Origin of the sequence: Acetobacter fallax (assembly GCF_011516735.1) — a bacterium.
Lineage (GTDB): Bacteria > Pseudomonadota > Alphaproteobacteria > Acetobacterales > Acetobacteraceae > Acetobacter > Acetobacter fallax.
The window spans coordinates 23,201-49,574 of sequence record NZ_WOSX01000017.1 but is presented as its reverse complement, the minus strand read 5'-3'; the positions used below and the strand labels follow the sequence as shown (position 1 = coordinate 49,574).

General features: G+C 59.5%; 19 protein-coding genes. 4 read left to right on the top strand and 15 right to left on the bottom strand.

Annotation, left to right across the window (positions count from 1 at the left end; all coding sequences use genetic code 11):
- Positions 1–15: 15 nt before the first annotated feature.
- From GOB85_RS10065 to GOB85_RS10020, 10 genes are all read right to left on the bottom strand, one after another.
- The gene (locus GOB85_RS10065; RefSeq protein ID WP_242011428.1) at positions 16–966 is read right to left on the bottom strand and encodes a hypothetical protein; all 951 of its coding nucleotides are present in this window, start codon (positions 964–966) and stop codon (positions 16–18) included.
- Between the two features lie 141 nt (positions 967–1,107).
- Complete coding sequence (locus GOB85_RS10060) at positions 1,108–2,202, bottom strand: hypothetical protein (protein ID WP_173577414.1); 1,095 nt, start codon at positions 2,200–2,202, stop codon at positions 1,108–1,110.
- A 96-nt stretch (positions 2,203–2,298) separates the two neighbouring features.
- Positions 2,299–3,276, bottom strand: coding sequence for an Hsp33 family molecular chaperone HslO (gene hslO / locus GOB85_RS10055; RefSeq protein WP_194298745.1), 978 nt, complete (start codon positions 3,274–3,276; stop codon positions 2,299–2,301).
- Between the two features lie 156 nt (positions 3,277–3,432).
- On the bottom strand, positions 3,433–3,798 hold the full coding sequence (locus GOB85_RS10050; RefSeq protein WP_173577413.1) for a hypothetical protein: 366 nt from the start codon (positions 3,796–3,798) through the stop codon (positions 3,433–3,435).
- Positions 3,795–4,799 carry an ornithine carbamoyltransferase gene (gene argF, locus GOB85_RS10045; protein ID WP_173577412.1) on the bottom strand — a complete coding sequence of 335 codons (1,005 nt, stop codon included), beginning with the start codon at positions 4,797–4,799 and terminating at the stop codon, positions 3,795–3,797. The genes GOB85_RS10050 and argF overlap by 4 nt, the downstream gene beginning before the upstream one ends.
- Complete coding sequence (locus GOB85_RS10040) at positions 4,796–5,989, bottom strand: aspartate aminotransferase family protein (protein ID WP_173577411.1); 1,194 nt, start codon at positions 5,987–5,989, stop codon at positions 4,796–4,798. Before GOB85_RS10040 ends, argF begins: the two co-directional genes overlap by 4 nt.
- Positions 5,990–6,646: 657 nt before the next feature.
- Positions 6,647–7,990: an Nramp family divalent metal transporter gene (locus GOB85_RS10035; RefSeq protein WP_173577410.1), complete on the bottom strand. Its 1,344-nt coding sequence runs from the start codon at positions 7,988–7,990 to the stop codon at positions 6,647–6,649.
- Positions 7,991–8,102: 112 nt separating this feature from the next.
- On the bottom strand, positions 8,103–9,182 hold the full coding sequence (locus GOB85_RS10030) for a purine nucleoside permease (RefSeq protein WP_173577409.1): 1,080 nt from the start codon (positions 9,180–9,182) through the stop codon (positions 8,103–8,105).
- A 34-nt stretch (positions 9,183–9,216) separates the two neighbouring features.
- Positions 9,217–10,782 carry an adenosine deaminase family protein gene (locus GOB85_RS10025; RefSeq protein WP_173577408.1) on the bottom strand — a complete coding sequence of 522 codons (1,566 nt, stop codon included), beginning with the start codon at positions 10,780–10,782 and terminating at the stop codon, positions 9,217–9,219.
- Positions 10,783–11,384: 602 nt separating this feature from the next.
- Complete coding sequence (locus GOB85_RS10020) at positions 11,385–12,113, bottom strand: DUF72 domain-containing protein (protein WP_173577407.1); 729 nt, start codon at positions 12,111–12,113, stop codon at positions 11,385–11,387.
- Between the two features lie 829 nt (positions 12,114–12,942).
- On the opposite strand from GOB85_RS10020, the gene GOB85_RS10015 reads away from it, so the two are divergent.
- Positions 12,943–14,985: a M1 family metallopeptidase gene (locus tag GOB85_RS10015; protein WP_173577442.1), complete on the top strand. Its 2,043-nt coding sequence runs from the start codon at positions 12,943–12,945 to the stop codon at positions 14,983–14,985.
- 900 nt (positions 14,986–15,885) lie between these two features.
- Here GOB85_RS10015 and GOB85_RS10010 read toward each other — a convergent pair.
- Positions 15,886–18,312, bottom strand: coding sequence for a glucose/quinate/shikimate family membrane-bound PQQ-dependent dehydrogenase (locus GOB85_RS10010; RefSeq protein WP_173577406.1), 2,427 nt, complete (start codon positions 18,310–18,312; stop codon positions 15,886–15,888).
- Between the two features lie 478 nt (positions 18,313–18,790).
- Between GOB85_RS10010 and GOB85_RS10005 the strand changes: the two genes are divergently transcribed.
- The gene (locus GOB85_RS10005) at positions 18,791–19,966 is read left to right on the top strand and encodes an aldose epimerase family protein (protein ID WP_173577405.1); all 1,176 of its coding nucleotides are present in this window, start codon (positions 18,791–18,793) and stop codon (positions 19,964–19,966) included.
- Positions 19,967–20,106: 140 nt separating this feature from the next.
- Here the strand turns inward: GOB85_RS10005 and GOB85_RS10000 are convergent, their stop codons facing one another.
- Positions 20,107–20,355, bottom strand: coding sequence for a hypothetical protein (locus tag GOB85_RS10000; RefSeq protein ID WP_173577404.1), 249 nt, complete (start codon positions 20,353–20,355; stop codon positions 20,107–20,109).
- 157 nt (positions 20,356–20,512) lie between these two features.
- Between GOB85_RS10000 and GOB85_RS09995 the strand changes: the two genes are divergently transcribed.
- Positions 20,513–20,875 carry a zinc ribbon domain-containing protein YjdM gene (locus tag GOB85_RS09995; protein ID WP_173577441.1) on the top strand — a complete coding sequence of 121 codons (363 nt, stop codon included), beginning with the start codon at positions 20,513–20,515 and terminating at the stop codon, positions 20,873–20,875.
- 190 nt (positions 20,876–21,065) lie between these two features.
- Here GOB85_RS09995 and thrS read toward each other — a convergent pair whose 3' ends face one another.
- From thrS to GOB85_RS09980, 3 genes are all read right to left on the bottom strand, one after another.
- Positions 21,066–22,994 carry a threonine--tRNA ligase gene (gene thrS, locus GOB85_RS09990; RefSeq protein ID WP_173577403.1) on the bottom strand — a complete coding sequence of 643 codons (1,929 nt, stop codon included), beginning with the start codon at positions 22,992–22,994 and terminating at the stop codon, positions 21,066–21,068.
- An 86-nt stretch (positions 22,995–23,080) separates the two neighbouring features.
- The gene (locus tag GOB85_RS09985; RefSeq protein ID WP_173577402.1) at positions 23,081–23,986 is read right to left on the bottom strand and encodes a glycosyltransferase family 9 protein; all 906 of its coding nucleotides are present in this window, start codon (positions 23,984–23,986) and stop codon (positions 23,081–23,083) included.
- The gene (locus GOB85_RS09980; protein WP_338422447.1) at positions 23,983–24,906 is read right to left on the bottom strand and encodes a tetratricopeptide repeat protein; all 924 of its coding nucleotides are present in this window, start codon (positions 24,904–24,906) and stop codon (positions 23,983–23,985) included. The genes GOB85_RS09985 and GOB85_RS09980 overlap by 4 nt, the downstream gene beginning before the upstream one ends.
- Positions 24,907–25,121: 215 nt before the next feature.
- Here GOB85_RS09980 and GOB85_RS09975 point away from each other — a divergent pair, with 215 nt between their 5' ends.
- Positions 25,122–26,345: a glycosyltransferase family 4 protein gene (locus tag GOB85_RS09975; protein WP_173577401.1), complete on the top strand. Its 1,224-nt coding sequence runs from the start codon at positions 25,122–25,124 to the stop codon at positions 26,343–26,345.
- The last annotated feature ends 29 nt before the right edge of the window (positions 26,346–26,374 follow it).

Here is a 26,374-nt window from a genome sequence, read left to right as displayed (position 1 = left end):
GAACCGGAGCAGCTCTCAGTATCCGGATGAATTCGATCCCGTCGAAGGCGTCGCTGTGGTTTTCGTCTGGCCGGACGGCAGCTTCAGATAACCCGCAGTCGGCGACCGCTTCTGAGTCGTGCCGGTCCCTGACGAAGACGTATCATCCGATGCCGCTGAAGGGCCACCGTCCGGAAATACCGCATCAGGCTCAGCCGGATTGACCGCCTGAGCCGAAACCGATGCCGGAGCAGAAGCAGGTGTCGTCGTGGCGGCCGTCTCTCCTCCCGTCCCGGCAGCAGTGACTCCATGCGCCGTATCACCTGCAACACCCTGGACGCCCGAAGACCCTGAACCATCCAGAGACTGTGTCTGAATAGCCCCCACTGCCGGCATCCCGCCCGCATCCACCAGCCAGTCCTTCAGATTGTGCCTGATCTGGAACTCAAGTTCCACATTCATATCCTGCATCATCTGACTGGTCATCGCATAAAGATTGGCCCGGCTGTCCGCATCGCCCTTACTCACATCCGGCTTAAACTCACGCGTCACATGCGCTTCCGCCACACCAAGCTGCTGTCCGGTCGGGGAATTAATGTCGAGATGCGCGTCCATCTGACCTGACAGCGTGCCCCCCGGCTGATGCAGGATCGAGGCCCGGTCAATGGTGAAGATCGCCGCACCACTCTGCCCGGCCGCCACGAGGCGATCCTGAGCCATCTGCACCAGCGCCTGATCAGGCGGAATCGGCGCCTGACCGGACTCATCACCCGGAACACTGCCGGGAATCGCATGATCCAGCACCTGCACCGATGCCACATTAAGCTGAAGCTTCGACAGGTAACTATACTGATAAGGCGGAAACGAGGTCATCGTATCGTCCGAGGAACATGCTGACAGCACACTCGCAGTCGCAATCACCGTCGCCAGCATCCCTGCCCGCGAGACCCGCCTGAAAGTCAGAAACCGGTTGCAAACACGCCTCATCTCACGTCCTCCATCGCGGCTAACAGCAAATCCTGCCAGCAAGCTGCGTGACGTCTGATGCCACAGCATGAACGACTCTGTCATGAGCCGTTTCAGCCCCGGCAGCCATTACAACCGCGAAACAGAGAACAGCCCGTCCGCTCATGTCCCGTCAGGCCCGGATGCCGGTTTCCGCACGTCATCCCCGTCATGCCCGGCGCCACTGGCCGAAACAGACCGGAAAGCATCGGCAATCTGCGCCTCTGAGAGGCTTGTGGTGCTGAGTTCACCCACTCCGGCACCATGCGGAACGGCTGTATTACCAGGCCAGTTTCCTGGCAGAGCCGGCGGCGTAACCGGCAGAGAAGAGGCCCTGCCAGGCATAAAGCGCCCCGAACCACCCGGATCCATCACCACTTCATCCGGTGCCGCGGACACATGCGCCGGATCAGCCATAAACCAGGACAAAAGCCGCGCCGGAATCTGTGACGCCCAGGCGGCTGGCAGATCGGTCATAATCAGATCCGACCGGGGGCTGTAAAGCACCGGCTCCCAGGGCGTGTTTTCCCCGGGAACTTTCCCCATCCCCAGATAAAACACGGTCTTCATCGCCGGTTCCACGAACCGCGTCAGAACGAGATCGTCGTCCCGGAGAACATGATGCCCGCGCAGAACGGACTGACCGTAAGGCGAGAGCACGAGCGGGAAAGGCTCTTCCGAAAGGCCGTCAGCGGCGGACAGAAGCGGAGCCAGCGACGTGGATGCCAGAGGCAGGGCATCCGGCGCAAAAGACAGGCTGCCCTGCGGCAAAGCTTTCCGCGCGACACAGCGAGGCTGCGGAAACTGCTCAAGCCAGGCTGCCAGAAGCTCATCCCGCAACACCGGGCTGAGATTTCTGACCGCTTCAGCGCGCTCAGTCGGAACCTGCTTCATCGCCCCCAGCGAGTTCCCTGCCAGAGACCGGAAGAAAGGCGCAATGGCGCCGACCACCGCGCTTCGCTCTTCCTCATCCAGATCACCAAACGTGCTCGCGCGGTAATTCAGTTCGCCGTCAAAAAGCCAGTATGCTTCCGCTCCGCCCTCATCGCGCAGCAGCGCAACAGCCATAGGCAGAAGCGTCACATTCAGCGCATAGATATGCCAGCCCGGATAAAGCCTTTGAATCGGCTGACCACGAATGCGAAGCGGGAATGCATTGTTTCCGACCCGGATGACAAACGCCTCCGCATCGGATGGCGCCGGCCTGGGTGCAGGCACCGGCGCCTGTGAGACAACCGTGTTTATCGCCCCGACTCCCGTCTTACACCGCCATGCGCGCCGGCAGACATTGCAACGTCTCCGGTCATATCACACTCAGGCCAGATGCCTGCCGACCTCACCGCGCGCAAAACGGAAGTCGATATTGCAGAACTCGCATTTCATCGTGATCTGACCGTCCTCGGCCATATGGTCGAGATCATCTTCCGGAAAACGCTCCAGAACATCCGTCAGTTTTGCCCTGGAGCACCGGCAGCCATAAGCAAGCGCCCGTGACTGACCGATTTTCAGGTCCTCTTCATGAAATAACCGGTGCAGCACCATCTCAGGCGGCAAAGCATCGTCGAGCAGCTCGTCGTCCGTCAGCGTCCGCGCAAGAACAACCGCCGTATCCCAGGCATCCTCGCCCAGCTCATCCAGCGCCTCGCCAACGTCACCGTTCACAACCCCGTCAACCGTTCCGCCAGTTGCCGCAATGCGCTCCAGAATCAGCGCTCCGGCACGCCATCCCTCCGGCGTCTGCCGCGCCGCCAGCATGATCCGGCAGGCATGCTGCTCGCTCGTCTCGAAATAATGCGTCGCCATCGCAGCCAGAGTATCCCCGGAAATCTCAACAATTCCCTGATGCCTGTCCATGTCAGGCCCCTGATCCACCGTCAGCGCAAGGTAACCCGCCCCCGTCAGCTCCCGGTCCGTCGGCTCAGGATGATCCGCCAGAAGCGTATCAAGCGCTTCCGCGTCCCCGCGCGCATAAAATCGCAGGCTCCCGGTATCCGTGCAGTCAGCCAGCAGCAGACCCAGCGGTCCGTCACCCTTGATCTGAAGCGAAAACGAGCCCTGAAACTTCAGCGCCGTTGAGAGCGCCGCCACAAGAGCCAGCGCCTTGCCACCAAGCGCCGACACAGCCGGCGGATTGTCATGACGGGACAGCAGCGCCTCAGCCAGGCGCCCCAGCCGCACGAGCCGGCCCCGAACGGGCCGCCCCGCCAGATGAAAAGGCGTGACACCAGCCGGCACCACCAGATCGGGAACATCAGGACGACCGCGATCAAGAAAAGCCGGGGTCACCACCATAGTCATTCTCCTGTCCGGCATGCCGCCACGCACATGGCAACCGCACCCGGACCTCCTGAATCTGTCTGAGCCGGACACAGAACGACGCGCCGCACGAAAACGGCACGCCAGTCCCCGGACCGGCATTCCGACTGATATGGAGACAGTGTGTCCGGTTTACAAATCCGAAGTCAGATCGCTCTCGATCGCCTCAAGCTTCTGCTCGAAAGCCCGCCAGACATCGTCACCGAGTGTGAACTCCGCCTTCAGCGCCCGCAGCAACCCAAGCCTGCACGCATCATGCCCGACATCGAGATCCATCGTCCGCGGAACACAGGCCAGACAATCGATGTAGGAATCACGGGCACGTTCCACCCCCGCTCCGGTCAGGCCCAGCAACGCAAACGCAACATCCACTTCCGGCTCAAGCCAGCCCGGCGCAGCGGGCGTGTCCTCGGTCGTGCCCGGCAGCGCAGGACCATCTTCCGGCCCGGTTCCGACGATCCGCACCGGCGCCTCATTATTTTTTGTCGCCTCGGTCATTCTGGCTCCTTCCCGAACCGGGTCCAGTCTTCCCCGCCCAGAGCCCAGACCAGCAGGCCTTTCTGCGCGTGAAGGCGGTTCTCCGCCTCGTCAAACACCACGGACTGAGGCCCTTCAAACACCTCTTCCGTCACTTCCTCACCAATATGCGCAGGCAGACAATGCATAAACAGGGCGTCTCTCGCCGCACATGCCATCAGCGCCCGGTCAACACGATACGGCTCCAGAAGAATAATCCGCTCAGCCGCCGCCTCATCCGACATGCTGACCCACGTGTCAGTCAGAATACAGTCCGCGCCCGCGACCGCCTCACGCGGATCATGCGTCAGAAGCAGTTTCGCGCCATTGGCCCGCGCCCACGCAACAACCTCCTTATTCGGAGGCAGTTGCGGCGGCGTGGCCAGACGCAGCGTAAAATCAAACCGCGCCGCCGCCTCGATCAGCGACGACGCAACGTTGTTGCCATCCCCGACCCAGGCCAGCGTCCGGCCCCTGATCGGCCCACGATGCTCCTCAAACGTCATGATATCAGCCAGAATCTGCACCGGATGAGACTGAGGCGTCAGACCGTTGATAACCGGAACACTGCTCCACCGCGCCAGATCCCGCAGCGAGGCGGTGCGCCCCGTGCGCAGCACGATGGCATCGACAAAACGGGACAGCACCCGCGCCGTGTCCTGAATGGATTCACCGCGCCCGATCTGAGTATCACTGGACGAAAGAACGACCGCATCCCCGCCAAGCTGGCGAACACCAACCTCAAAAGACACCCGCGTCCGTGTCGAGGGTCTGGAGAGCAGAATACCAAGGGCGCGCCCTTCCAGCGGTTTCGCCGGATGCAGAGGGCGGGCCCGACCGCGCTGCATGCCTTTGATCCCGGCCCCGACATCCAGAATCTGCCGCAGCGTCACCGCATCCAGATCACGAATATCAAGAAAATGCCGCACCGCACCACTCTCAGACTGCTTTCCCTGAACCGGGCTCTTTATCGCCGCACTCACGAGACAGCTTCCGGAGACACGGCCCGAACAGCCTCAGCCGCCTGTGTCAGCCGCTTCACCGCCTCATGGCAATCAGACTCCGTAATCACCAGCGGCGGCACCAGCCGCAGCACATTGTCTCCCGCCGTGACAGCCAGCAGATCCGCCTGGTTCGCTGCCGCCAGCACGTCCGCCGCTTTCGGAACGCAACGCAGACCAATCAGCAGTCCCAGCCCGCGCCGCTCGGAAAACACATCCGGAAAATCACGCACAAGCCCGTCAAGCAGCGTATCAAGCAACGCCGCCCGCTCCCGCACCTGCTCCAGAAAACCCGGCGCCAGCAGCACGTCGAGCACCGCATTCGCAGCCGCACAGGCCAGAGGATTGCCGCCAAACGTCGTGGCATGAGAACCAGGCGTCAGATGCCGCGCGACCGCCTCCGTCGACAGAATGGCACCGATCGGAAAACCGCCACCCAGCCCCTTGGCCGTCGACATGATATCCGGCGTCACCCCGGCCCATTCATGCGCGAACAGTCTGCCCGTCCGGCCAACCCCGGTCTGCACCTCATCAAACGCCAGAAACAGCCCGAACTCGTCGCACATGGTGCGCAGTTCCTGCAGAAACCGCACATCCGCCGCTTTAATCCCGCTTTCACCCTGGATCGGTTCCAGCATCACACCAGCGGTTTCAGGCGTCACCGCCGCCCGCACCGCATTCATATTATTCAGCGGCACATGATCGAAACCCGGCGCCGGCTCACCAAATCCGTCGAGATAGGCCGGGTTCCCCGTCGCCGACAGCATCCCGAGCGTCCGCCCGTGAAACGCGCCATTGAAACAGATGATCCGTGTCCGTTCAGGATGGCCCGTCTTCGCCTGGGCGCGACGAACGGCTTTCACCATTCCCTCATTCGCCTCAGCGCCGGAATTGCAGAAGAACACACTGTCCGCGAACGTGGCTTCGACCAGCCGCGCAGCCAGCCGTTCCGCCTGAGGCACCCGATACAGGTTGGAGACATGCATTACCCGCGCGGCCTGCTCCGAAATGGCCTTCACCAGATGCGCGTTGGCATGCCCCAGCGAGCAGGTCGCAATGCCCGCTGCAAAGTCGAGAAATCGTCGCCCGTCCGTCGTATACAGCCAGGCGCCTTCGCCCCGCTCGAAAGCGAGATCAGCACGGTTGTAGGTCGGCATAAGGGCGGAAATCATCGAAAGAGTTACTTCTTGTCTGAAATTAACAGGGCCGAAACGGAAACCGCCCGCTGCCTGTGGGGAGCGGGCGACCGGTTCGCAGCCATGATGACCGTGCTGTTGCACTCAAGTCAAACACAGACAGCCCGGAAACGGTAAATAAGCACGTTTTATACCAGTGAAGAGCGGCCCGGACGGATATTGCGCGGGTCCTGCCGGCATGAAGACACGGGTTCGGGCAGAGCCGGACTTTTGCTGACCCTTTGAAAAATCAAAGATCAACACGTAACGCTGACAGAACCTTTCCAAAGGTCTGCAACCTTTGGCGGAATGCGGGGCGGAGCCAGGGACTCTGCTTTCTATGTGTCAGCCTCAACCCTGGCTGTTATAAATTAAAGGGCTTCGACGTGAGATAAAGCGGGGCTCTGCCCCAAACCCCGGCAAAGGCTCGCCTTTGCAAACCATTTATTATTAATCAATCGGGGTGCAGGGGCCTGCGGTCCCTGCCGGGTCCGGGCAGAGCCCGGGCTTCTTCCAGCCCTTTGAAAATGCAGGCTTCAACATGTAACGACAACAGAGCCTTTGCAAACCATTTTACGATCAACAGATCGGGGCGACGGGGGCATCGTGTGCTGCCTCTCCTGCCCGGCTTTAACGCATTACCTGTAATGACGTTCACCCGGCCAGACTGCTGTAAAGCAGCTCAAAATTCAGCACCAGAATCACCCCCGCCACGACCCATGCCGCGCCCGCCATCGTCCGCGAAATCACAAACTCCCCCATCAGATCCCGCCGTGACACAAACCAGACCAGTGGAATCACCGCAAACGGCAACTGCATCGACAGAATGACCTGACTGAACAGCAAAAGTTCATCGACACTCCGGTCCCCGTAAAACATCGTCGCAATCACAACCGGAACAATCGCCAGACTCCGCGTCAGCAGCCGCCTGGCCCAGTTCGGAATCCGCAGACGAAGAAACCCCTCCATCACAATCTGCCCGGCCAGCGTTCCGGTAATCGTCGAATTGGTCCCTGCCGCCAGAAGCGCCACCGCAAACAGAGTAGAGGCAATCCCCGCCCCGAGGATCGGCGTCAGCAGATGATACGCATCAGCAATGTCCGCCACATCACTGTGCCCGCTGTTATGAAACGCCGCCGCCGCGACAATCAGAATGGCCGCATTGATGAACAGCGCCAGCGTCAGGGCAATCGTGCTGTCGAGCGTGGCAAACCGGATCGCCTCACGCCGCCCCGCGGACGTGCGCTCATAAGCCCGTGTCTGCACAATCGATGAGTGCAGATAAAGATTATGCGGCATCACCGTCGCTCCGATAATCCCGATCGCGATGTAGAGCATCGCACTGTCCGTCACGATCCGCGTACGCGGAATAAACCCGTGCAGGATCTCCGCAACCGGCGGCGACGCCATCGCCAGCTGCACCATAAAACAAACAGCGATCACGCAAAGAAGCCCGATAATAAAGGCCTCAAGATACCGGAAACCACGCCCCATCAGCAGAAGCACAATGAAAGCATCAAGCGCCGAAATCAGCGCCCCGGCCAGTAATGGCAGCCCGAACAGAAGCTGCAACGCAACAGCCGTGCCAATCACCTCCGCCAGATCACAGGCAATAATCGCCAGCTCACAGGCCACCCACAGCATGAGATTGATCCCGCGCGGAAAATGCTCCCGACAGGCCTGCGCAAGATCCCGCCCGGTCGCAATCCCCAGCCGCGCCGACAACGCCTGAAGCAGAATCGCCATCAGATTCGACAGCAGAACAACACTCAGCAGCGTATAACCGAACCGCGCCCCGCCCTGCAGATCCGTCGCCCAGTTGCCCGGATCCATATAACCGACCGACACAAGATACCCCGGCCCGACAAATGCCAAAAACCGGCGCAGCCACGATGCATCCGCCCCCGGCACTTTGATGGTGGCAAAAACCTCGGACAGGCTGCGGTCGTCGATATGGGGGGTCGGCACGCGTGAATTCTCCGGCTTCCCGCGCCTCATCGCTCAGGCAGAGCGCGGTATATGCATCATGCTATATAAAATTGCCTTATGAAAACAACGTTACATGTCCCCGCACCGGCCATAAAGCCTCCGGTCTCAGCTCAGGCCCCTCTCACGGCGCCGCCGGAACCGTCTCCTCATACCGGTCCCACCGCGTCGCCAGTTCCCGAACCACCACGCTCCCAACCCGATACGCCGCGTCCAGCGACGGCATGAACCCCGAAAAACCGGATTCCTGAGACTCCTCCTTCAGAAGATCAGCCGCGCTCTGACCCGGCGGAGGCATATCAAAATTGCTCGCCGTGCGCAGAATCAGAACCCGGTTCATATCCACCCGCCCCGCGCGCGCCTGCGCCGACAGAGCCTGCATGAAGCCAACATCCTCCTCCGCCGTGGTGGCGAAAACACCCTTCCCTTCCGTCCAGTATTTCACCCAGCGCTCGGCCCAGCGGTTCATCCGCTCACCAACCCAGAATGTCTCAGCGGAAAGCGTGTCGCCCAGCATCACCTTCGGCGGAAGCTGAGCCTGCGGATAACCGCGATAGCGCGCCCGGCTGGCCCGCAGCCCCTTCGTGTCCGGCAGCGGAACATCCTGTGTGAGCCGGTAAGCCCAGGCAACCAGACCCGGATTGAGCGTATAGCCCATATCGCCCCACTGCGAATGCAAAGCCGGAACCGGACTCAGCCCCGGTGACGCCCCCTGAACCGGCAGAAAACCATCCGGCCAGTCCTTCGGAATTTCCCGCGCATCCACCATATGAGCCAGACCGCCATTGATGACACGCGGCGCCCAGACCGCCGATCCGACAGAACCAAAGTTCGGATCAATCCCGCCAATCCCGGCAAGAACAAAATACGCCCTGCGAAGATCAAAACGCGGATCGAGCACCAGTCCCGTCATGGCGGACGCCATATGCTCCGGCCCCTCGCCCGTCGCGAGCCCCAGCACCTGAAGATCAGGATTGTAGCGCATCACCCCATGGTCAGACCCCGGCGCCGGAATCTCCCGGCCAAGCGGCAACTTCTCAACCCAGCTCTGAAACTCACCCGGCACATCGCCGCTGTCTTTCCCAAGCTCGAACGTCGTCACCACAACGACCCGCACCGGGATTTTCGCCTCCTCCGCCCAGGCGGGCGGCAGAACGAACAGACTCAGCGCAAATGTCGCGAGAAGCGAAAAAGCCAGACGCATCGTAAAATATCTCCTGAGGCAAACAGACAGAAACTCAGTCCCGTGGCGCCGCACCCGTGGCAACAGCATGCTCAAAACGGGCAAAATCCCCCTCCAGCCCCCATTGCAGCCGCGCCTTCTCACTGTGCGCCATCAGATCCCGGCAGGCGCCATCCTGCGGCGCAATGCCCGCACTCACGCCCGAACAGGCCGCCACAACGCGATAAGGCCGCACGGATGACCACACGCTGTCCCCCGGCACAAAGGCATATTCCAGCCCGTTCCGCGAGAGATCCCGGAAATCCTCATAAGAGAGGGAATAAGTCTGCGCCGCCCGTATATATTCGCTGGTGAGATTGCTGCGCGACACGCCTTCATCATCTGTGGACAGAGCAACCGGCACATCATGAGCCCGGTAAGACATCAGCGGATGCGCCGCTCCCTTTACACCCAGAATCTCGTCATTGCTGGTCAGGTTGATTTCAACCATGACGCGGCGCTTCGCCATCTCCGCCATCAGCCCGTAAGGATCGCGCTCCTGCATGATGTCCACGCCGTGGCCAATGCGCCGCGCCCCCGCGATCTCAACCGCCTGACGGATGTGATCCCGCATCCCCTCCGGCGCAACCAGCCCCTCCGCCAGTTCACCGGCATGAAGCGAAAGCCTGACCTCCGGCGCCCGTGCCGAAAGCATCCTGAACATCTGCATGTGCAGCGTGTAGTCGCGCATCGCCACCGGATTATCCTCAGGCGCCACGATGTTGATGCCCACAAAGCGCGGATCAGCCTGCACCAGTCCGTAAGCGAAAGTCAGTTGCGCCAGCACCATGCCCGGCGGCATCGTGCGGACCGTCTGATAGAGATACCGCACCGAAACGCCGCATCCCGGCGTCGCGTCCGGCGTGCCGCATCTCATCAATGCCCGCGCCCCATGTTCCATGGTGTCCGTCTCGTCACGCGCACCCCTGATCATCGGCGCGACCCGGGACGAAAACCCGTCAATCGCCGCACCCAGATCAGCCACACCGGCAATCTGCGTCGCAGTGCCCAGACCCGCCACCGGCATGAGCTGCGGCGAGATCATCAGTTCCACATATTTCACATGGTCATACCCCGCCTGATTGAGCGCATCGGCGAGCATGTCGGCATTATGCATGAAGGTCGCGGGCATAAAACGATCGAACGTCCCGAAAAAATGGTCATGCCCGGAGCGATCCGTCGCCGTCGGAACAAAGTCCCGCATCGAAAGCGCGTCGATCTCACGGTCATACAGAGCCGCATCACCCATGATCGCCTGAGCCGGAACACCTTCCCGCGTGCCACGAATCCCCGGCGTGCACCGCGCCGGCCCGATCGCCCCGGTCTCAGGATTCACGCAAAGCTGGTCGCGTGCGGCCCAGTCAAGCATATGCTCGGCATAAACCGCCCCGACCAGGTGATTATGCAGATCGCTCCCTTTCGGAAACGCCCGCAGAAACGGCAGAAGCTGTTCCGGATCAGCCCGGATGGCCTCAAAATGACGGCTCGTGACCTCTGAATCGGACACGACCGGAGCCGTTGCGGCAAAAGCACCGTGCGCGACGGTGAAACTGAAAAGCGCGAGCAGAGAATGACGGATCATGACCCATGGTGTTCGTTCCACTGCCGGAAGACAATATCTGAATTTCGCCCATATTCAGTATTGTCCGTCGCCACAGCCCCGCCCGCCATTCCGTCGCGATTCTGAAAGGTTCTGTTATCGTTAAGTATTCAAAATGTGTTTTTTCAAAGGGTTAGCGGAGACCGGTCTCTGCCCGAACCCGGCAGGGGTCGTCACGCGAAGGCGTGCTGCCCACGATGCCCCCTGTACCCCGGTTTGCTAATCATAAAACGGTTTGCAAAGGCGAGCCTTTGCCGGGTTCCAGGGCAGAGCCCTGCCAGCCCTGCGCCTGCCAGTCTCACACAGGTCAAAGGCCAGCCCCTCTGGTACAAGCGCTCCATTAAACCGCTTTGATATGAAACAGAGCAGGCTCTGCCCCAGGACCCGGCAAAGGCTTTGTTGTCATTCAGAGCCAGCATCTTCTCAGGGCTTTGCCCTGGAACCCACCAAAGGTCACAGACCTTTGGAAACCATTTTATTATGAATCAATCGGGGTGCAGGGGCCTGCGGTCCCTGCCGAGTCCGGGCAGAGCCCGGGCTTCTTCCAGCCCTTTGAAAATGCAGGCTTCAGGCAAAGCCCGCTCTCACCGTCCGGCCTGACTGAGTGCCTCCAGCACCACAAGCGCATCCGGCAACGCATGCCCCTGCGCCGTATTATCGAATATGCACCAGCGTTCTTCCGCAGGATCATCACGCAGATCCGCAGCAATCAGGGCCAGCTTTTCCGGCGAATAATCCGAAACATACATTTCCGGTGAACCATGCAGCCGGCGATACGTCAGGCCACGCCACCCACCGGGCTCCGCCGCCGCAGGCATCGGCGCCGGATCAGCCGCGACACGCGCCACATGCCGGCCCGCGAACAGCGCCTCAGCCTCCTGACAGAACCATTCGCCATGCCGCGGCTCACAGGCAATCCGCCCGTCGAACCGTAGCCGGAGATCATCGAAGAACGCGCCCGCCACAACCGCACTGAAACGAAGGGATGGCGGCAACTGAACCAGCACCATCCCGAGCCTGTCGCCCAGCCCGCTGATCTCATCGAGAAAGCGGCTGACATCATCCCGCGTGTCCACCATCCGTTTCGTATGAGTGATGACGCGCGGCATCTTGACGGAAAAGCGGAATGCCGGCGGCACGCTGGCCGCCCACCGCTCATAAGTCGCCTGCCTGTGCGGACGATAGAAGGAACTGTTAATCTCGGCGCAGGACAGACGCCTGGCATAGCGGGCAAGATGCGTGCCCTCACCCGGAAACGATGCCGCGAGCGATGAGGCAATCCCCCATCCCGCAGTGCCCGTATAACACGCCATAACAGACCCTCATCAGCTTCAGTATCCATGCCCGACATAACAAAACAGGCATGACGATGGAGGCAGAAGATACTCTTTCAAAGAACTGGCGGAATCCGGGCTCTGCCCGAACCCGGCAGGGACCGTCACGCGAAGGCGTGCTGCGCACGACGGCCCCCACGCCCCGATTGATATAATAACAAAATGGTTTCCAAAGGTCTGCGACCTTTGGTGGGTTCCAGGGCAAAGCCCTGGGAAGATGCCGGACTGAATGATAACAGAGCCTTTACAAACCGACTTATCGATCAACAGATCGGGGTGAAGGGGGCATCGTGTGCAGCACGCCTTCGCGTGACGACCTCTTCCGGGTCCGGGCAGAGCCACGCCTTCTGCTAACCCTTTGAAAAATCACAGATCAACACGCAACGCTGACAGCGCCTTTCAGAAGTCTCCCTGCCAACGATCCGCAAGGCGCGATCCGGGGATCAGGCCCGCACGACTACCCCGCCCCGGCGCTCAGACACACACCGGTCGCACCCCTCAGGGGTAATCTCCCGCTCAGCGAACGAGACCTTTGAAACAGCCTCTGACAGAATATGAGGGCACAACTTGACGGAACCCGTCAGTCCGGTAGCACCTTAAAGCCATAAACATGGCCGCGTTGCCCTGGTCCGGAGTGAGTCTCGTGAAGCCCCAGCCTGTCCCCTCTTGTGCCCGTTCGCTCCCTGCGGTGTCGCGCCGCCCGCGCCGCACAGGGCTCACCGCGCTTGTGGCCGCAACCGCGCTGTGTGGCTCCATCATCCTGCTCAGCATCCCGGTCGCGGCCCGCGCCGATGAGCCCGGCATCACAATGCCACAGCCCGATGCCGCCCGGATTTTCGCGCCCCTCGCCTACCCCGACCCCGTGAACAGCTACCGCTCCGGCAGCGGCCTGCGCGGCCCTTCCGCCTGGCAGAACCGGGCGGATTATGAGATCAAAGTCACGATCGACCAGACGAACAAAACCGTCTCCGGCAACGAAATCATCACCTACACAAACAACAGCCCGGACGACCTCGCCGTCCTCTGGCTGCAACTCGATCAGAACATCTACCGCGAAGGCTCGCGCGCTGACTTCTCCTCTCCCGAACGTCACACTCACCACACGGACGGCATGGTGATCGAAAGCGTCTCCGTCGATGACGACGGACATCCCGCGCCTGTTCTCCCCGTGATTTCCGACACCCGCATGCAGACCGTCCTGCCTCATCCCCTCGCAAAAGGCGGCAAGCTGAAACTGCGCATCGTCTGGCACTATGTCGTCCCCGGCCCATGGGGTGGCCGCACAGCCGTTACACCCAGTAAAAATGGTGATATTTACGAAATCGCCCAGTTTTACCCGCGCATGAATGTCTATGACGACATTCGCGGATGGGACACCGCGCCCTATCTCGGCCAGGAATTCTATCTCGATTACGGCGATATCGATTACAGCGTGACAGTACCGTCGAATTTCATCGTGGCCGGCTCCGGCGCACTCCTGAACCCGACCGAAGTCCTGACCCGTGACCAGCAGGACCGCCTCGCCCAGGCTGCGAAAAGCGACCAGCGTGTCATGATCCGCACCCAGGCCGACGTCGAAGCCGCCACAGCCCCTCCCCCTGCCCGGCCTGCGCCATCTCCCGCTCCCGAACCAGCGGCAAAGGACACAAAAACAACCGCCGTCGTCAGCAAGGATGAGAAAGTCACCAGCCCGGAACTCCCCGCCACAAAGACCTGGCATTTCCGCATGGACAACACGCGTGATGTCGCCTTCATGGCATCGGCAGCCTTTCTGTGGGATGCCGCAAAACTCAATCTGCCTCCCCTCTCCCCGGCGCCTGACAAACCCGCCGCCCCGCGCCTCGCCATGTCCGTCTATCCGGTCGAGGCCGTCGGTTCTCACGGCTGGGACCGCTCAACGTCCTACGTAAAACACGCCATCGAGTATTTCTCCGGGAAATGGTACCCCTACCCATGGCCCAATGCGATCAACGCGGCAGGCCATGGCGCCGGAATGGAATATCCTGGCATCGTTTTTGACGGCATGGACGACCGCGATCCCATGCTGTTCTGGATCACAACCCACGAACTCGGCCATGGCTGGTTCCCAATGATCGTCGGCTCGAACGAGCGCCGCCACGCCTTCATGGACGAAGGCTTCAACACCTTCATCGACGCCTATGCCTCAGACCACTTCAACCACGGCGAATTCGCCCCGAAGCGTGATGCCGAATACGCTCCGGACACCGGAAAACCCGCTGACGATATCATCAAACTCCTGAAAGATCCCGAGGCCCCTGTGCTTATGGCTCCCGTGGAAACCGTCTCTGAAAAATACCGTCACCCAATCACCTACTTCAAAGGCGCCTACGGCCTGACCCTGCTGCGCGAGCAGATCCTCGGCCCGGACCGCTTCGACCGCGCCTTCCGCCGTTACATCGCCACCTGGGCCTTCCACCACCCCACCCCATCCGACTTCTTCCGTCTGATGAACAGCGAAGCCGGCGAAGACCTCTCATGGTTCTGGCGCGGCTGGTATTTCAACAACTGGGCTCCCGACTACGCCGTCAGCAACGTTACTTACGTCGACAACGACCCTCACAAAGGCGCCCTCGTCCGCGTCGCCAGCAAAGGCTGGCTGCCACTCCCGGTCGTTCTCCAGATCACATGGATGGACGGCAGTTCCGCCCGTATCACCATCCCGACAGAAACATGGCTTCTCCGCAACGACGTCACCCTGCAGATCGCAGGCGACCAGCCCATCCGCACCGCCATCCTCGACCCCGACCGCGTCATCCCCGATGTAGACCGCAGCAACAACAGCTTCAGTCAGGTTCCGACCGCCACCGTCTCCACACCCGCCCCACAGTGACGGGTGACCAACTGAAAGGCTTTTAAAATAGTCCTTTATAATAAGCCTGTTTGCAAAAGAGAGTCTTTTCCGGACTCCAGGGCGGAGTCCGGCCAGCCTCACACGCCAGATCCTTCGGTTCATGCCAGCCCGCATAAAAACTGACCGCCCCGGGCTCTGCCCGAACCCGGCAGGGACCGCAGGCCCCTGCACCCCAACCTGTTTAATAAAATACTTTCCAAAAGCTCTGTTGTCGTTACGTGCCGGCTCCTTCCAGGAAGCTTTGCCCCGGAACCCGCCAAAGGTCAGCGACCTTTGAAAACCTGCTTATTTTATCAACAGATCGGGGTGAAGGGGTTCGCGACCCCTTCCGGGTCCGGGCAGAGCCCGGATTCTGCCAACCCTTTAAAAAATCACAGACCACCACGTAACGACAACAGAGCTTTTCCAAAGGTCGCTGACCTTTGGTGGGTGCCAGGGCAAAGCCCGGCTCCCCCGAACAGCCTGTCATTTTCCCGAAGGATCAATGTGTCGGGCTTTTCAGACATCCCGGAGTCAGGCCGTCCTCCGTTTCATTTTATCCCCACGCCAGCAAAAACTCCTTGCCATTCCCGTCCCCACCCGAAAAATCCGTTCCATCTTCGCACCGGAAATGTCCATAACTTTCTGGAATCCGCCCCACACTCGCTCCGTCCCCGAAATACGCCAATACCCCACCCAAAACAAAAACCCGTCGCATCTCCGCAAAGGGACAGGCTTCATCCTCCGGAAAGTCCGGCACAACAAAGGCTCTCCGAATCACCATGCCAGCAAACGACGAAACAGCGCCCAAAGAAAAACCCCGGCTCAGATGTTTCCATCCGGACCGGGGTTTTTTCAGAATCTGATCTGCCCCTGTGTCGGACAGGTCAGACAGAAAACTCAGTGCGCCGCGTTCTGATCCGGCAGCGCATAGGCGACAACATAATCACCCAGCTTCGTGCCGAACGACCCGTGACCACCATCAACCGTCAGAACATACTGACGACCGCCTTCCTCATACGTCATCGGCGTGGACTGACCACCGGCCGGCAGGCGATCCTCCCAGAGCTGCCGGCCAGATGTCACGTCATAGGCACGGATATAGTAATCAGCAGTCGATGTCAGAAAAGCCACACCACCGGCAGTGGTGATCGGGCCACCCAGCGACGGAATGCCAACCTTAAAGCCAAATGGCAGCGGCGAACTGTCGCGCGTCGTGCCATTGCGATGCATCCAGGTAATCTTATTCGTTTTCAGATCAATTCCGGCCACATAGCCCCAGCCTGGCTGCTTACACGGCACCCCGAAAGGCGACAGGAACGGATGCAGATCAACGCCGTATGGCGTACCATACTGAGGCTGAACGCCACTTTCCGAACCGGACGGACCACCGGACGGTCCCGGCTGCGGCGGATTAGCCGGCCCACGCGGAATCAGCTTCGAGACAAATGGAATAGCGATCGGGTTGGCAAAAGCCACCTGACGAACCGGATCGACAGCCAGACCACCCCATTCAAACATGCCCAGATTACCCGGAAAAACCAGCGTCCCCTGCAACGAGGGCGGCGTGAACGGGCCGTCGTAACGCATGGATTTGAACATGATGCGACAGATCATCTGGTCGACCATAGTTGCGCCCCACATATCCGCGTCCGTCAGATTCTTTTTCGGACGGAAAGTCAGCTCCGAAAAAGGCTGTGTCGCGGCAACATGGTCCCCTGGCGCCGCGCCCTGTGGCACAGCAGTTTCGGGTGCCGGCACGATCAGCTGACCGGTGCGACGATCAAGCACAAAAATATTGCCTGTCTTGGCTGGCGCATAAAGAGCAGGCACCACGGAACCGTCAGCATGATGGATATCCACGAGGCTCGGCTGAGCGGGAATATCCATGTCCCAGAGGTCATGATGGACAGTCTGATAGAACCAGACTTTCTCACCCGTATCCGCGTTCAGAGCGAGAATACCCGACGCATAGCGCTCCTGATCCGGCGTGCGGTGGCCGCCCCAGATATCCGGCGTGGCAACCCCGGTCGGGATATAAATCAGGTTCAGCTTGCTGTCATAAGACGATGTGATCCACGAATTGGGCGAGTTCGCAGCAAACTGATGCGTTGCGGACGGCATTTCGTTCGGGTTCGGGTTGCCCGGATCAAAAGCCCAGACAAGATGGCCGTTACGCAGATCATAAGCACGGGTCACGCCGGACGGCTCATGCGTCGAGTAGTTATCCGTCACGGCACCGGAGATGATCACAACCTTGCCGGTGACAACCGGCGGCGAGGTTGGCTCATAAAAACCCGGCTCGCGCATCGGCATGCCTTCGGTGAGATCGACAACACCATCCTGCCCGAAAGCACGGCAGCGTTCGCCGTTTCCGGCGTCAATGGCAAACAGACGACCATCATTGGTCGGCAGAAATATCCGCTCAGAACAATTATCCGTTACCGGCGGCGCGCCATCCGGTGCAGCTTCCACAGAACTGCCGACGGCCACACTATCAACCGGCGTCGCCGCATAGGAAACGCCACGACAGGTCATGTGCTGAAAAGTCGGGTTAAAGGATATTTTCGGATCAAATTTCCAGCGCTGTTTACCGGTTGCCGCATCCAGCGCGAACAGAATCTGATGTGGTGAACACAGATAAACCGTGTCCCGGATCTTGATCGGCGTGACTTCATCCGTGAGTTCACCGGGATCCTCCGGCCCTTTGAGATCGTGGGTACGAAATACCCAGGCAACTTTAAGGTTCTTTACGTTCGCAGGCGTGATCTGGCTGAGCGGCGAATAACGATCACCAAACTGAGTGCGGCCATAAGCCCCCCAGTCAGCATTCGCGACCTCCGTTGCATCTCCAGGCGTGACCGGTCCGCTGACCTGAGGCAGATTGCCCGCCAGATCCTGCGGATCCTGCGTCAGCGCGAAACCAAAGACGGCAAGCCCGACAACAATACCGGCTGCCAGAGGCAGACGAGCGGCGGCGGCCCTGCTCCCGATATCTTTCGTGACAAAAGGCAGGAGCAGCCAGAGACCAAGCGGCAGAATAACATCGCCACGCGGTGCAAGCGTCCAGAAATCGAAACCAGCCTCTGCGACCGCCCAGATCAGCGTCACGAAAACCAGTCCGGCATAAAGCCACCAGGCTTCGACACGCCGCTTCCAGAGAAGGCCCGCCGTCACGAGCAATGCGAGACCACACAGCACGTAGTAGAAAGATCCGCCCAGCGACGCGAGCCAGGCACCGCCGCCTGCCAGGATCAGTCCGAGCACCCCTGTTACGATGGCTGTTGCGGCCAGGATGATTCCCGGCCTGTCAGCTCTTGTTGCCATTGGAAAAGAACCCATTCAGAACATTATCAGTCCGCAGGAAAAGAGAGGACGGGCACTTCGTTTGTCAACGACAACTTTTCCGCTTCCTACAAAACCGAAGCAGGCAAGAGGTTCCTGTTCTGCCGCAAATTATTCCGATACAGGCATCGGTCTGCAAGAAACTGCTATTCTCCGCATCTGCGCGGAACGGATGCATAGCAGGCCAGGGCAGAACGAAGCAGTATTCGAACGCACATAACCGGATTTTTGAAACAGGACTGGCATTTTAACAGTCCCGAGACCTTAATACTGCAATAAATACACAGGCCGAATTTCGAATAAACTTCTCCGCGTAAGGATCGCGTGACAATCATCCCCGAGGAGCCTCTCTCCTGTATGACCAGGCAAAGTTCCGATTTCATCGGACACAAGCTCGTCATTTGAACGGAACAGTTCTTTTCATCATGCGTTCTGTTCCGTGTCAGGGGATCGTCGACTCATGCATTTTTCCCGTTCATCTCTACGTCATGCACTGCGAATTCTTGGCGCCCTGTTTTTTAGTTCTGTCATTCCGGTCGCTCATTCGAAAGCAGCATCACGTTTTGAAAACACGACTTTCGGTATGTTGCCGGACAGTGGCAAGGCTCAGATCTTCACCCTCCGTAATACGCATGGCGTTACCGTGCGTTTCACCTCTTATGGCGGCATCATTACCGCCATCGAAACACCGGATAAGAAGGGAACGAGGGCCGATATTGTCCTCGGCTTTTCAGACTTGAAAGGATATGTGGTCGACAGCGCAAAAGGGGGACTGTTTTTCGGGGCACTGATTGGCCGCTATGCGAACCGGATCGCCGGAGGAACCTATATTCTGAATGGTGTGGAGCATCATGTCGCGATTACAGCACCCCCTAATTCGCTTCACGGCGGCTTGCTCGGGTTCGACAAAAAACTCTGGAAAGTGCGACGGCTTGACGGGCTTTCACATGCCTCAGGTGCGGAACTGACGCTGGTCAGCCCTGACGGCGAGGAAGGCTTCCCCGGCAAGCTGACGGTGCATGTCGACTACATTCTCGACGATTCCGACCGCCTGACACTCCATTACCACGCGACAACGGATAAGCCGACAATTCTGAACCTGACAAATCACAGCTATTTCAATCTCGGAGGAGAGGGTTCAGGCAGCATCGAGCGCCAGGTTCTGACAATTAACGCGGACCATTATACCCCAACGGACAGCACCTCCATCCCGACGGGCGAGATCACACCTGTGGCAAACACGCCGTTCGACTTTCTGACCCCGCATGTGATCGGAGAACGCCTGCGCAGTAATGATCAGCAGATGATGTATGCGCGCGGCTACGACCATAACTGGGTGATAAACGGCGAATATGGCAAATCACCACGACTGGCAGCTCATCTGACAGACCCTGCGACAGGGCGAACGCTGACGGTATTTACGTCACAGCCAGGACTACAGGTTTATACGTCCAATTCGCTGGACGGAACCTACGCGGGGCCGTCTGGCCGGAGCTATCGGCAGACGGATGCCATTGCATTTGAAGCCGAACACTTCCCTGACTCGCCAAACCATCCGAATTTCCCGACGACAACGCTGCAACCGGGAGAGATATTTGACTACACAACCGTATTTCAGTTCGGAGTTACGCAGTAACAACGGCTTTCAAAGCCTGCCTGTCCCCGCGGCTACATGACGCCAGATCCTGATAAAATAATCCGGCGTCAGTGTCAGCCGGGAGCCGCACATCCCGGCGTACCAGAATGTGCGGTGCGGAGGAATAAGACCTGCAGGTCTTATTCCTCGTCTTCATCCTCATCTTCCTCGTCATCCTCGATCACCACGGCGACCGAGATCTCCATGGACGCATCTTCGGACTGCAGTGCTTTCGCGTCCCGCTCAGCTTCTTCTTCAGTCTCGTACAGCTTTGCTTCGTTGGGATCATCCTGCCACTCATTCTCCGGGTCCCAGAAGTCAAATTCCTCTTCTTCGTATTCCCGCTGGATCAGGTAACCTACGATCACTTCGTCTTCGTCGTTGCTCATGACATCTTCCTCTTCACATCAGATTTGTGAGGTATGCGACATGGTGGAGAAAAAGAAAGGGGAGCAGAGAAAATAGTGGCGATTTTAAAGTTTTCCACCGGACTTTCCAATCAGTTCATTGGTGCTTTAGGTTCCGCCGGTCGAAAATGAGGTCATGATGAATAATGAACTGAAGTGTCCCGAATGCGGCTGTGAGCATGTGTATCAGGACGGCAGTCTGTGGATTTGCCCCGAGTGCGCCCACGAATTTAATCCACAAGCAGCAGCAGATAATAGCGAAGCAGCCGGGACAGGCGGAGATGGTGTAATCCGGGATGCTAACGGTAATACGCTCGGCGATGGTGACACCGTAACAGTCATCAAAGACCTGAAAGTTAAAGGCTCATCTCTGGTCGTCAAAAGCGGAACCAAAGTGAAAAATATCCGTCTGGTGGATGGCAGTGACGGACACAATATCGCCTGCAAAATCAACGGCATCGGTGCAATGAATCTGAAATCAGAGTTTGTGAAAAAATCTTAGTTTTTCACCGTACGAATTATACCGGCGGCTGTGAAGACGGACCTGTGGATGAGAGAATCCGGGCTCAGCCCGGCAGGGACCACAGGCCCCAGCACCCCGGTTTGCTGATCATAAAACGGTTTACCAGGTTCCAGGGGGAGAACCCTGGCGGATGCAGGGACGTGCCCCGCACCCAACTCCTTCAAACAGATCAGTTCCGCTTAAGATCCGGTGCTTTCGCCTCTTCAGCCAGGAGAGACACAGCTTCAGCAACTGGAAGAATCTGCTGATCGACGCCTCCCAGGCGACGCATCGCAACAGTACCGGCTTCAGCCTCTTTACGGCCAACGACGAGGATGACCGGAACGCGGGCAAGGCTGTGCTCGCGAATCTTGGCATTGATCTTCTCGTTGCGCGTGTCAGCTTCAACGGTGAGACCAGCCTTACGGAGCCGGGCAACAACGTCCTTTGCGTAAGGCTCTGCATCCGTGACGATGGAAGCGACGACGACCTGGGTCGGAGCGAGCCAGAGCGGAAATTTTCCGGCATGCTGCTCAATCAGGATGCCGATGAAGCGCTCGAAAGATCCCAGAATGGCGCGATGGAGCATAACCGGGCGATGGCGGGCACTGTCCTCGCCGATGTAGCTGGCATCCAGTCGCTCGGGGAGGACAAGGTCCACCTGCAACGTGCCGCACTGCCAGTCACGACCGATGGCATCACGGAGCACGAACTCCAGTTTCGGGCCGTAAAACGCGCCCTCTCCGGGGTTGTATTCATACTCCACGCCTGCGGTCCTGCAGGCTTCTTTGAGGGCGGCCTCGGCCTTGTCCCATGTTTCGTCCGAGCCGGCGCGGGCTTCGGGGCGATCCGCGAACTTGATGCGGAAGTGTTCGAAGCCAAGATCTTTGTAGACTTCCGAGAGCATGGCGACAAAGCGGACGGTCTCAGCTGCGATCTGGTCTTCCGTGCAGAAGATGTGCGCGTCGTCCTGAGTGAAGCCGCGCACGCGCATGATGCCGTGCAGCGCGCCAGACGGTTCATAGCGGTGACAGGCGCCGAACTCGGCCATGCGAAGCGGCAGTTCGCGGTAGGAGCGAAGGCCATGGCGGAAAATCTGTACGTGACAGGGGCAGTTCATCGGCTTGAGAGCGAGGGTTTTGTCCTCATCCTCGACAGTAGCGACGAACATATGGTGGCGATATTTGTCCCAGTGGCCCGAGGCTTCCCACAGGCTGCGATCAACGAGCTGCGGGGTGCGGACTTCCTGATAGTCGGCGCGGGTCTGGGCGCGCCGCATGTAGTCCTGCAGCACAGTGTAAAGACGCCAGCCTTTGGCATGCCAGAAGACCTGGCCGACAGCCTCTTCCTGAATGTGGAAGAGATCCATCTCCTTGCCGATGCGACGGTGGTCACGGCGTTCAGCTTCTTCGAGCTGGTGGAGATGGGCCTCCAGTTCCTTCTGGTCGCGCCACGCCGTGCCGTAGATGCGGGTGAGCATCGGGTTGCGGTGATCACCACGCCAGTAAGCGCCGGCGACCTTCATCAGTCTGAAAGCATTGCCTACATCAGCGGTGCCGCGCAGATGGGGACCACGGCAAAGATCAAGCCATTCGCCCTGACGGTAAATAGAAATCTCTTCATCTGCGGGCAGATCGCGGATCAGTTCGGCCTTGAAGCGTTCGCCACGATCTTCGAAGAATCTGATGGCTTTGTCGCGCGGCCATGCTTCCCGAACGAAAGGCTCATTGGCGGCCACGATCTCGCGCATCCGCTTTTCGATGGCGGGGAAATCTTCCGGAGTGAAGGGCTCATTGCGATAGAAATCGTAATAGAAACCGTTTTCAATCGACGGACCAATGGTGACCTGGGTGCCGGGATACAGCGACTGCACCGCCTCAGCGAGAACATGCGCGGCGTCGTGACGGATCATCTCCAGCGAGGTCTCATCCTTGCGAGTGATGAAGCGGATGGCCGCATCCTGCTCAACGGGACGCGAAATATCGCGGAGCTGGCCGTCCACTTCGATAGCAAGTGCCGCTTTGGCGAGACCGGGGCCGATTGCGGCTGCGATCTCCGTGCCCGTGACCGGGCCGTCAAACTGGCGAACGGTTCCGTCGGGCAGGGTTATGGCAGGCATGGTGAGTGCTCCGGTCATGAAAGCGAATGATAAAACTGAAACGACCGGATTGATGGTCGTTTCACGAAAGGCCGACTTTAATGGCGTCAGCCGAGGGCTGAGACAACCCTGTCTACGGAAAGAGTTGCCATATCGTTGACCCTGATCACACTGACCTGTCCTGGCGTGCGACCAAGTGGAGCCGTCAGGGACGGGTCACTCTCACCCGAGAAAAGGACAATGGCCCGGCATCCCATAGCGGCTGCCAGGTGCATGGGACCGGTATCATTACCGATGGCGAGACTGGCCCGGGCACAGAGACCGCCGAGTTCAGGAAGAGTCGTTTTACCGGTGAGATCAAGTGTTTGCGGACATTCGGCATGGATGATGGTGGCAAGATCGCTGTCGACTTTGCTGCCGACAATGACGGGGCAGAGGCCTCGCTGGTTCAGAATGGCGGCAAGGGCAGCATAGCGGTCGGTGGGCCACCGCTTGCCGGGCCTGTGCGGAGCGGCACCAGGAACGAGGAGAGCATAGGGGAAATCAGGCACGGGTCCCTGCCGGGCAAGCCATGAAAGGTCCGGCTCAGCAACCTCTGAGAGCCCGGCCATGCGAAGCTGGTCGCGCTGCCTGGTGCGGGTGTGCATCTCGTCACGCCAGGGATTGGCGTGAAACAGCGAGCCTTTGCGTGCGATACCGGACCAGCGGGGCTGGCTGGCGAAGCGGTAATACCAGGTCGAGCGGCTGGAGGTTTGCAGGTCGTAGATCAGGTCGTAGCCGGACAGTCGGGCTTTCAGACGTTTCATGCCAGCCCGGTCGGTGAATTTCGGGCGATCATCGCATTCGATGGCATCGAACCACGGGCTGGCTTCTGCGAAAACGCGGAAGGGACCAGTGGTGAGCAAAGTGATCCGGGCATCGGGGTGGTAGTCGCGGATGGCCTGAAAAGCCGGAAACGCCTGCACAAAATCGCCAAGAGCGCCAAGCTTGATAACCAGGATACGCTGGCTCATGGGTGAGCAGACACAGCCTGTCCGGGGCCGGATGAGGGCTGGTTGGCGGCTGTATCGGTATGAATGGATGCAGAATCAGGATCTGATGCCAGAATGTCCAGATCCTGTCGGGCAAGGTCGGCCTCGTGAGAGTCCGGGGAAAGAGAAATAACCTGATCCCAGTCGGCTCTGGCGCCTGTGAGGTCTCCAAGACGCTGACGGATGATTCCACGCTCCAGCAAAGCGGCAGGATCGTCCGGGGTAGCCGCGAGTGTGACATCGATATCGGTGCGGGCAGCCTCGATATGACCCGTTTCACGTTCAGCCGTCGCTTTCAGCAGATGCGTCTCAGACGCCAGCAACGGATTGGAGGCCAGAGTAGTGAGATCGGTGAGCGCGGCATCTGACTGACCAAGGCGCAGCAGCGCGCGGTCACGAATCAGGCGCAGGGCGACGGAATCAGGTGCAAGCGTGAGACCGTAGGAGGCGGAGGCGTCGGCTTTTCGAGCCATATCAGCTGCCAGCCAGGCCCTTGCCGCATCGGCCGCCACGTCTGCCCGTTCGTCGGGTGTGTCATCTTCTGCGCCTCTGGCAGCATCATGTGCCAGAGCATCGAGTTGATCCGCGCCTCCGCTAAAATCCCCCGAGAGCACATCCGACAGGGCTTCGCAGTGCAGAACGGCGCGCTCATTGCCAGCACGGCTGTGACTGGCAACATAGTCACTGACGTCGGACGGGTCGTCATCCAGCAGAGCCAGACAATCAGAGAGGGAAAAAGGTGGAAGATGAGCTTCGGCCTGCTTTGCTCTCGTGCTGACAGAGGCAGCAAAAGCGGAAGAGGCGCAGCAGATCAGGAAGGCGCACGTAGCGAACACGATGACAAAAGAGGTGCGCGATGCGGCGCTTCCACGAAGAAATGACTTCCGGACGCAGTCAGGCACAGAAGCCGTCGCCGGAGCAGTGGATACTCCGTGGGCTGGCTGGAGACAGACATGCATGCTTTTCATTGACTGCTTACAAGGCGTTCCGGTCAAGTCTCACCCGGCATGCTGACCAGGGGCTGTAATGCCTTTCGCCAGATCGTTTGCGTCATTGGATGTAACGGTGCGTCGTTGCGGATGCAGGATTACGCAGAGCATGCTAGGTCCGACTGACTATGAGTGTGCCGTCCCGTCGTCCCGTCATTCTCCAGGTTTTACCCGCGCTCGATGCGGGAGGCGTGGAACGTGGAACAATTGAAATGGTCGAGGCCATAACCCGTGCTGGCGGCGTGGCGCTCGTGGCGAGCGAGCAGGGACGGCTTGTTCCGAAAGTCGAGTATTACGGCGGACGGCACATACCGCTGAATCTGGGTGACAAATCACCCTATGCGATCCTGCGGAATGCAAGCCGGCTGAAATCACTGATCGCCACAGAGGGGGTTGATCTGGTGCATGCCCGTTCCCGTGCGCCAGCCTGGGCCGCCCGTCTCGCGACGCGCTCGCGCCAGGCCCGGTTTGTCACGACCTGGCATGGCGTTCACAGCGAGAGTTTCCCAGGCAAAAAAACTTACAATTCCGTCCTGGCCTCCGGCGACCGGGTGATTGCGATCAGCCATTTCATCGGAGACCGGCTGATGCGGGATTACGATGTCAGTCCGGATCGGCTCCGGATTATCCCACGAGGTGCGGACACGCGTCAGTTTGATCCCGACTGTATCCGGGGGAACCGTATTCAGGCGCTGGTTGATGCCTGGGATATTGCGGAAGATCTCCCGGTTATTCTGATGCCGGGCCGCCTGACGGAATGGAAGGGACAGACTCTGCTGCTTGATGCGCTGGCTATAATGACGCGCGAGGGATGGAGTAACGGAAACTGGGTTTGCGTGTTTGTGGGTGAGGCACCCGAGCGTTCAGATTTTCCGGAGGAACTGAAAGCGCTGGTCGAGACACTTGGGTTGCAGGAACGGGTGCGCTTTGGCGGGCATTGCGCTGACATGCCGGCGGCAATGGCGCTGTCTGAACTGGTTGTCGTGCCGTCCCTGAAACCCGAACCGTTCGGACGCGTCGTCGTTGAGGCGCAGGCGATGGCGCGGCCTGTGATCGTTGCGGCGCACGGTGCGGCTATGGAAACTGTCGTGCATGGTGAGACGGGGATTCTTGTGCCACCGGGTGATGCGCGGGTACTGGCGGAGATGATTGTGGCGACGCTCAATGCGTCGGACGAGCAACGCGCCGCAATGGGGCAGCGTGCGCGGATGAGCGTGCTGGCGCATTATACGACCGGAGCGATGCAGGAGTCGACGCTGGCGGTCTATGACGAGTTGCTGGGGACGTCTCTTAGCGGAGTGACTGATCACATGGGCGCTGAACCACAACCGGATTACTCACTTACGGCGTAACCCGGTCAGTTCTGATAGTTGAGAAACGG

Excerpts from the sequence above, each read along its gene's own strand:
- GOB85_RS10065 (WP_242011428.1), bottom strand. The coding sequence starts at position 966 with ATGAGGCGTGTTTGCAACCGGTTTCTGACTTTCAGGCGGGTCTCGCGG.
- hslO (WP_194298745.1), bottom strand. The coding sequence starts at position 3,276 with ATGGTGGTGACCCCGGCTTTTCTTGATCGCGGTCGTCCTGATGTTCCC.
- GOB85_RS10050 (WP_173577413.1), bottom strand. The coding sequence starts at position 3,798 with ATGACCGAGGCGACAAAAAATAATGAGGCGCCGGTGCGGATCGTCGGA.
- GOB85_RS10040 (WP_173577411.1), bottom strand. The coding sequence starts at position 5,989 with ATGATTTCCGCCCTTATGCCGACCTACAACCGTGCTGATCTCGCTTTC.
- GOB85_RS10035 (WP_173577410.1), bottom strand. The coding sequence starts at position 7,990 with ATGAGGCGCGGGAAGCCGGAGAATTCACGCGTGCCGACCCCCCATATC.
- GOB85_RS10030 (WP_173577409.1), bottom strand. The coding sequence starts at position 9,182 with ATGCGTCTGGCTTTTTCGCTTCTCGCGACATTTGCGCTGAGTCTGTTC.
- GOB85_RS10025 (WP_173577408.1), bottom strand. The coding sequence starts at position 10,782 with ATGATCCGTCATTCTCTGCTCGCGCTTTTCAGTTTCACCGTCGCGCAC.
- GOB85_RS10020 (WP_173577407.1), bottom strand. The coding sequence starts at position 12,113 with ATGGCGTGTTATACGGGCACTGCGGGATGGGGGATTGCCTCATCGCTC.
- GOB85_RS10015 (WP_173577442.1), top strand. The coding sequence starts at position 12,943 with ATGCCACAGCCCGATGCCGCCCGGATTTTCGCGCCCCTCGCCTACCCC.
- GOB85_RS10010 (WP_173577406.1), bottom strand. The coding sequence starts at position 18,312 with ATGGCAACAAGAGCTGACAGGCCGGGAATCATCCTGGCCGCAACAGCC.
- GOB85_RS10005 (WP_173577405.1), top strand. The coding sequence starts at position 18,791 with ATGCATTTTTCCCGTTCATCTCTACGTCATGCACTGCGAATTCTTGGC.
- GOB85_RS10000 (WP_173577404.1), bottom strand. The coding sequence starts at position 20,355 with ATGAGCAACGACGAAGACGAAGTGATCGTAGGTTACCTGATCCAGCGG.
- GOB85_RS09995 (WP_173577441.1), top strand. The coding sequence starts at position 20,513 with ATGAATAATGAACTGAAGTGTCCCGAATGCGGCTGTGAGCATGTGTAT.
- thrS (WP_173577403.1), bottom strand. The coding sequence starts at position 22,994 with ATGCCTGCCATAACCCTGCCCGACGGAACCGTTCGCCAGTTTGACGGC.
- GOB85_RS09985 (WP_173577402.1), bottom strand. The coding sequence starts at position 23,986 with ATGAGCCAGCGTATCCTGGTTATCAAGCTTGGCGCTCTTGGCGATTTT.
- GOB85_RS09975 (WP_173577401.1), top strand. The coding sequence starts at position 25,122 with ATGAGTGTGCCGTCCCGTCGTCCCGTCATTCTCCAGGTTTTACCCGCG.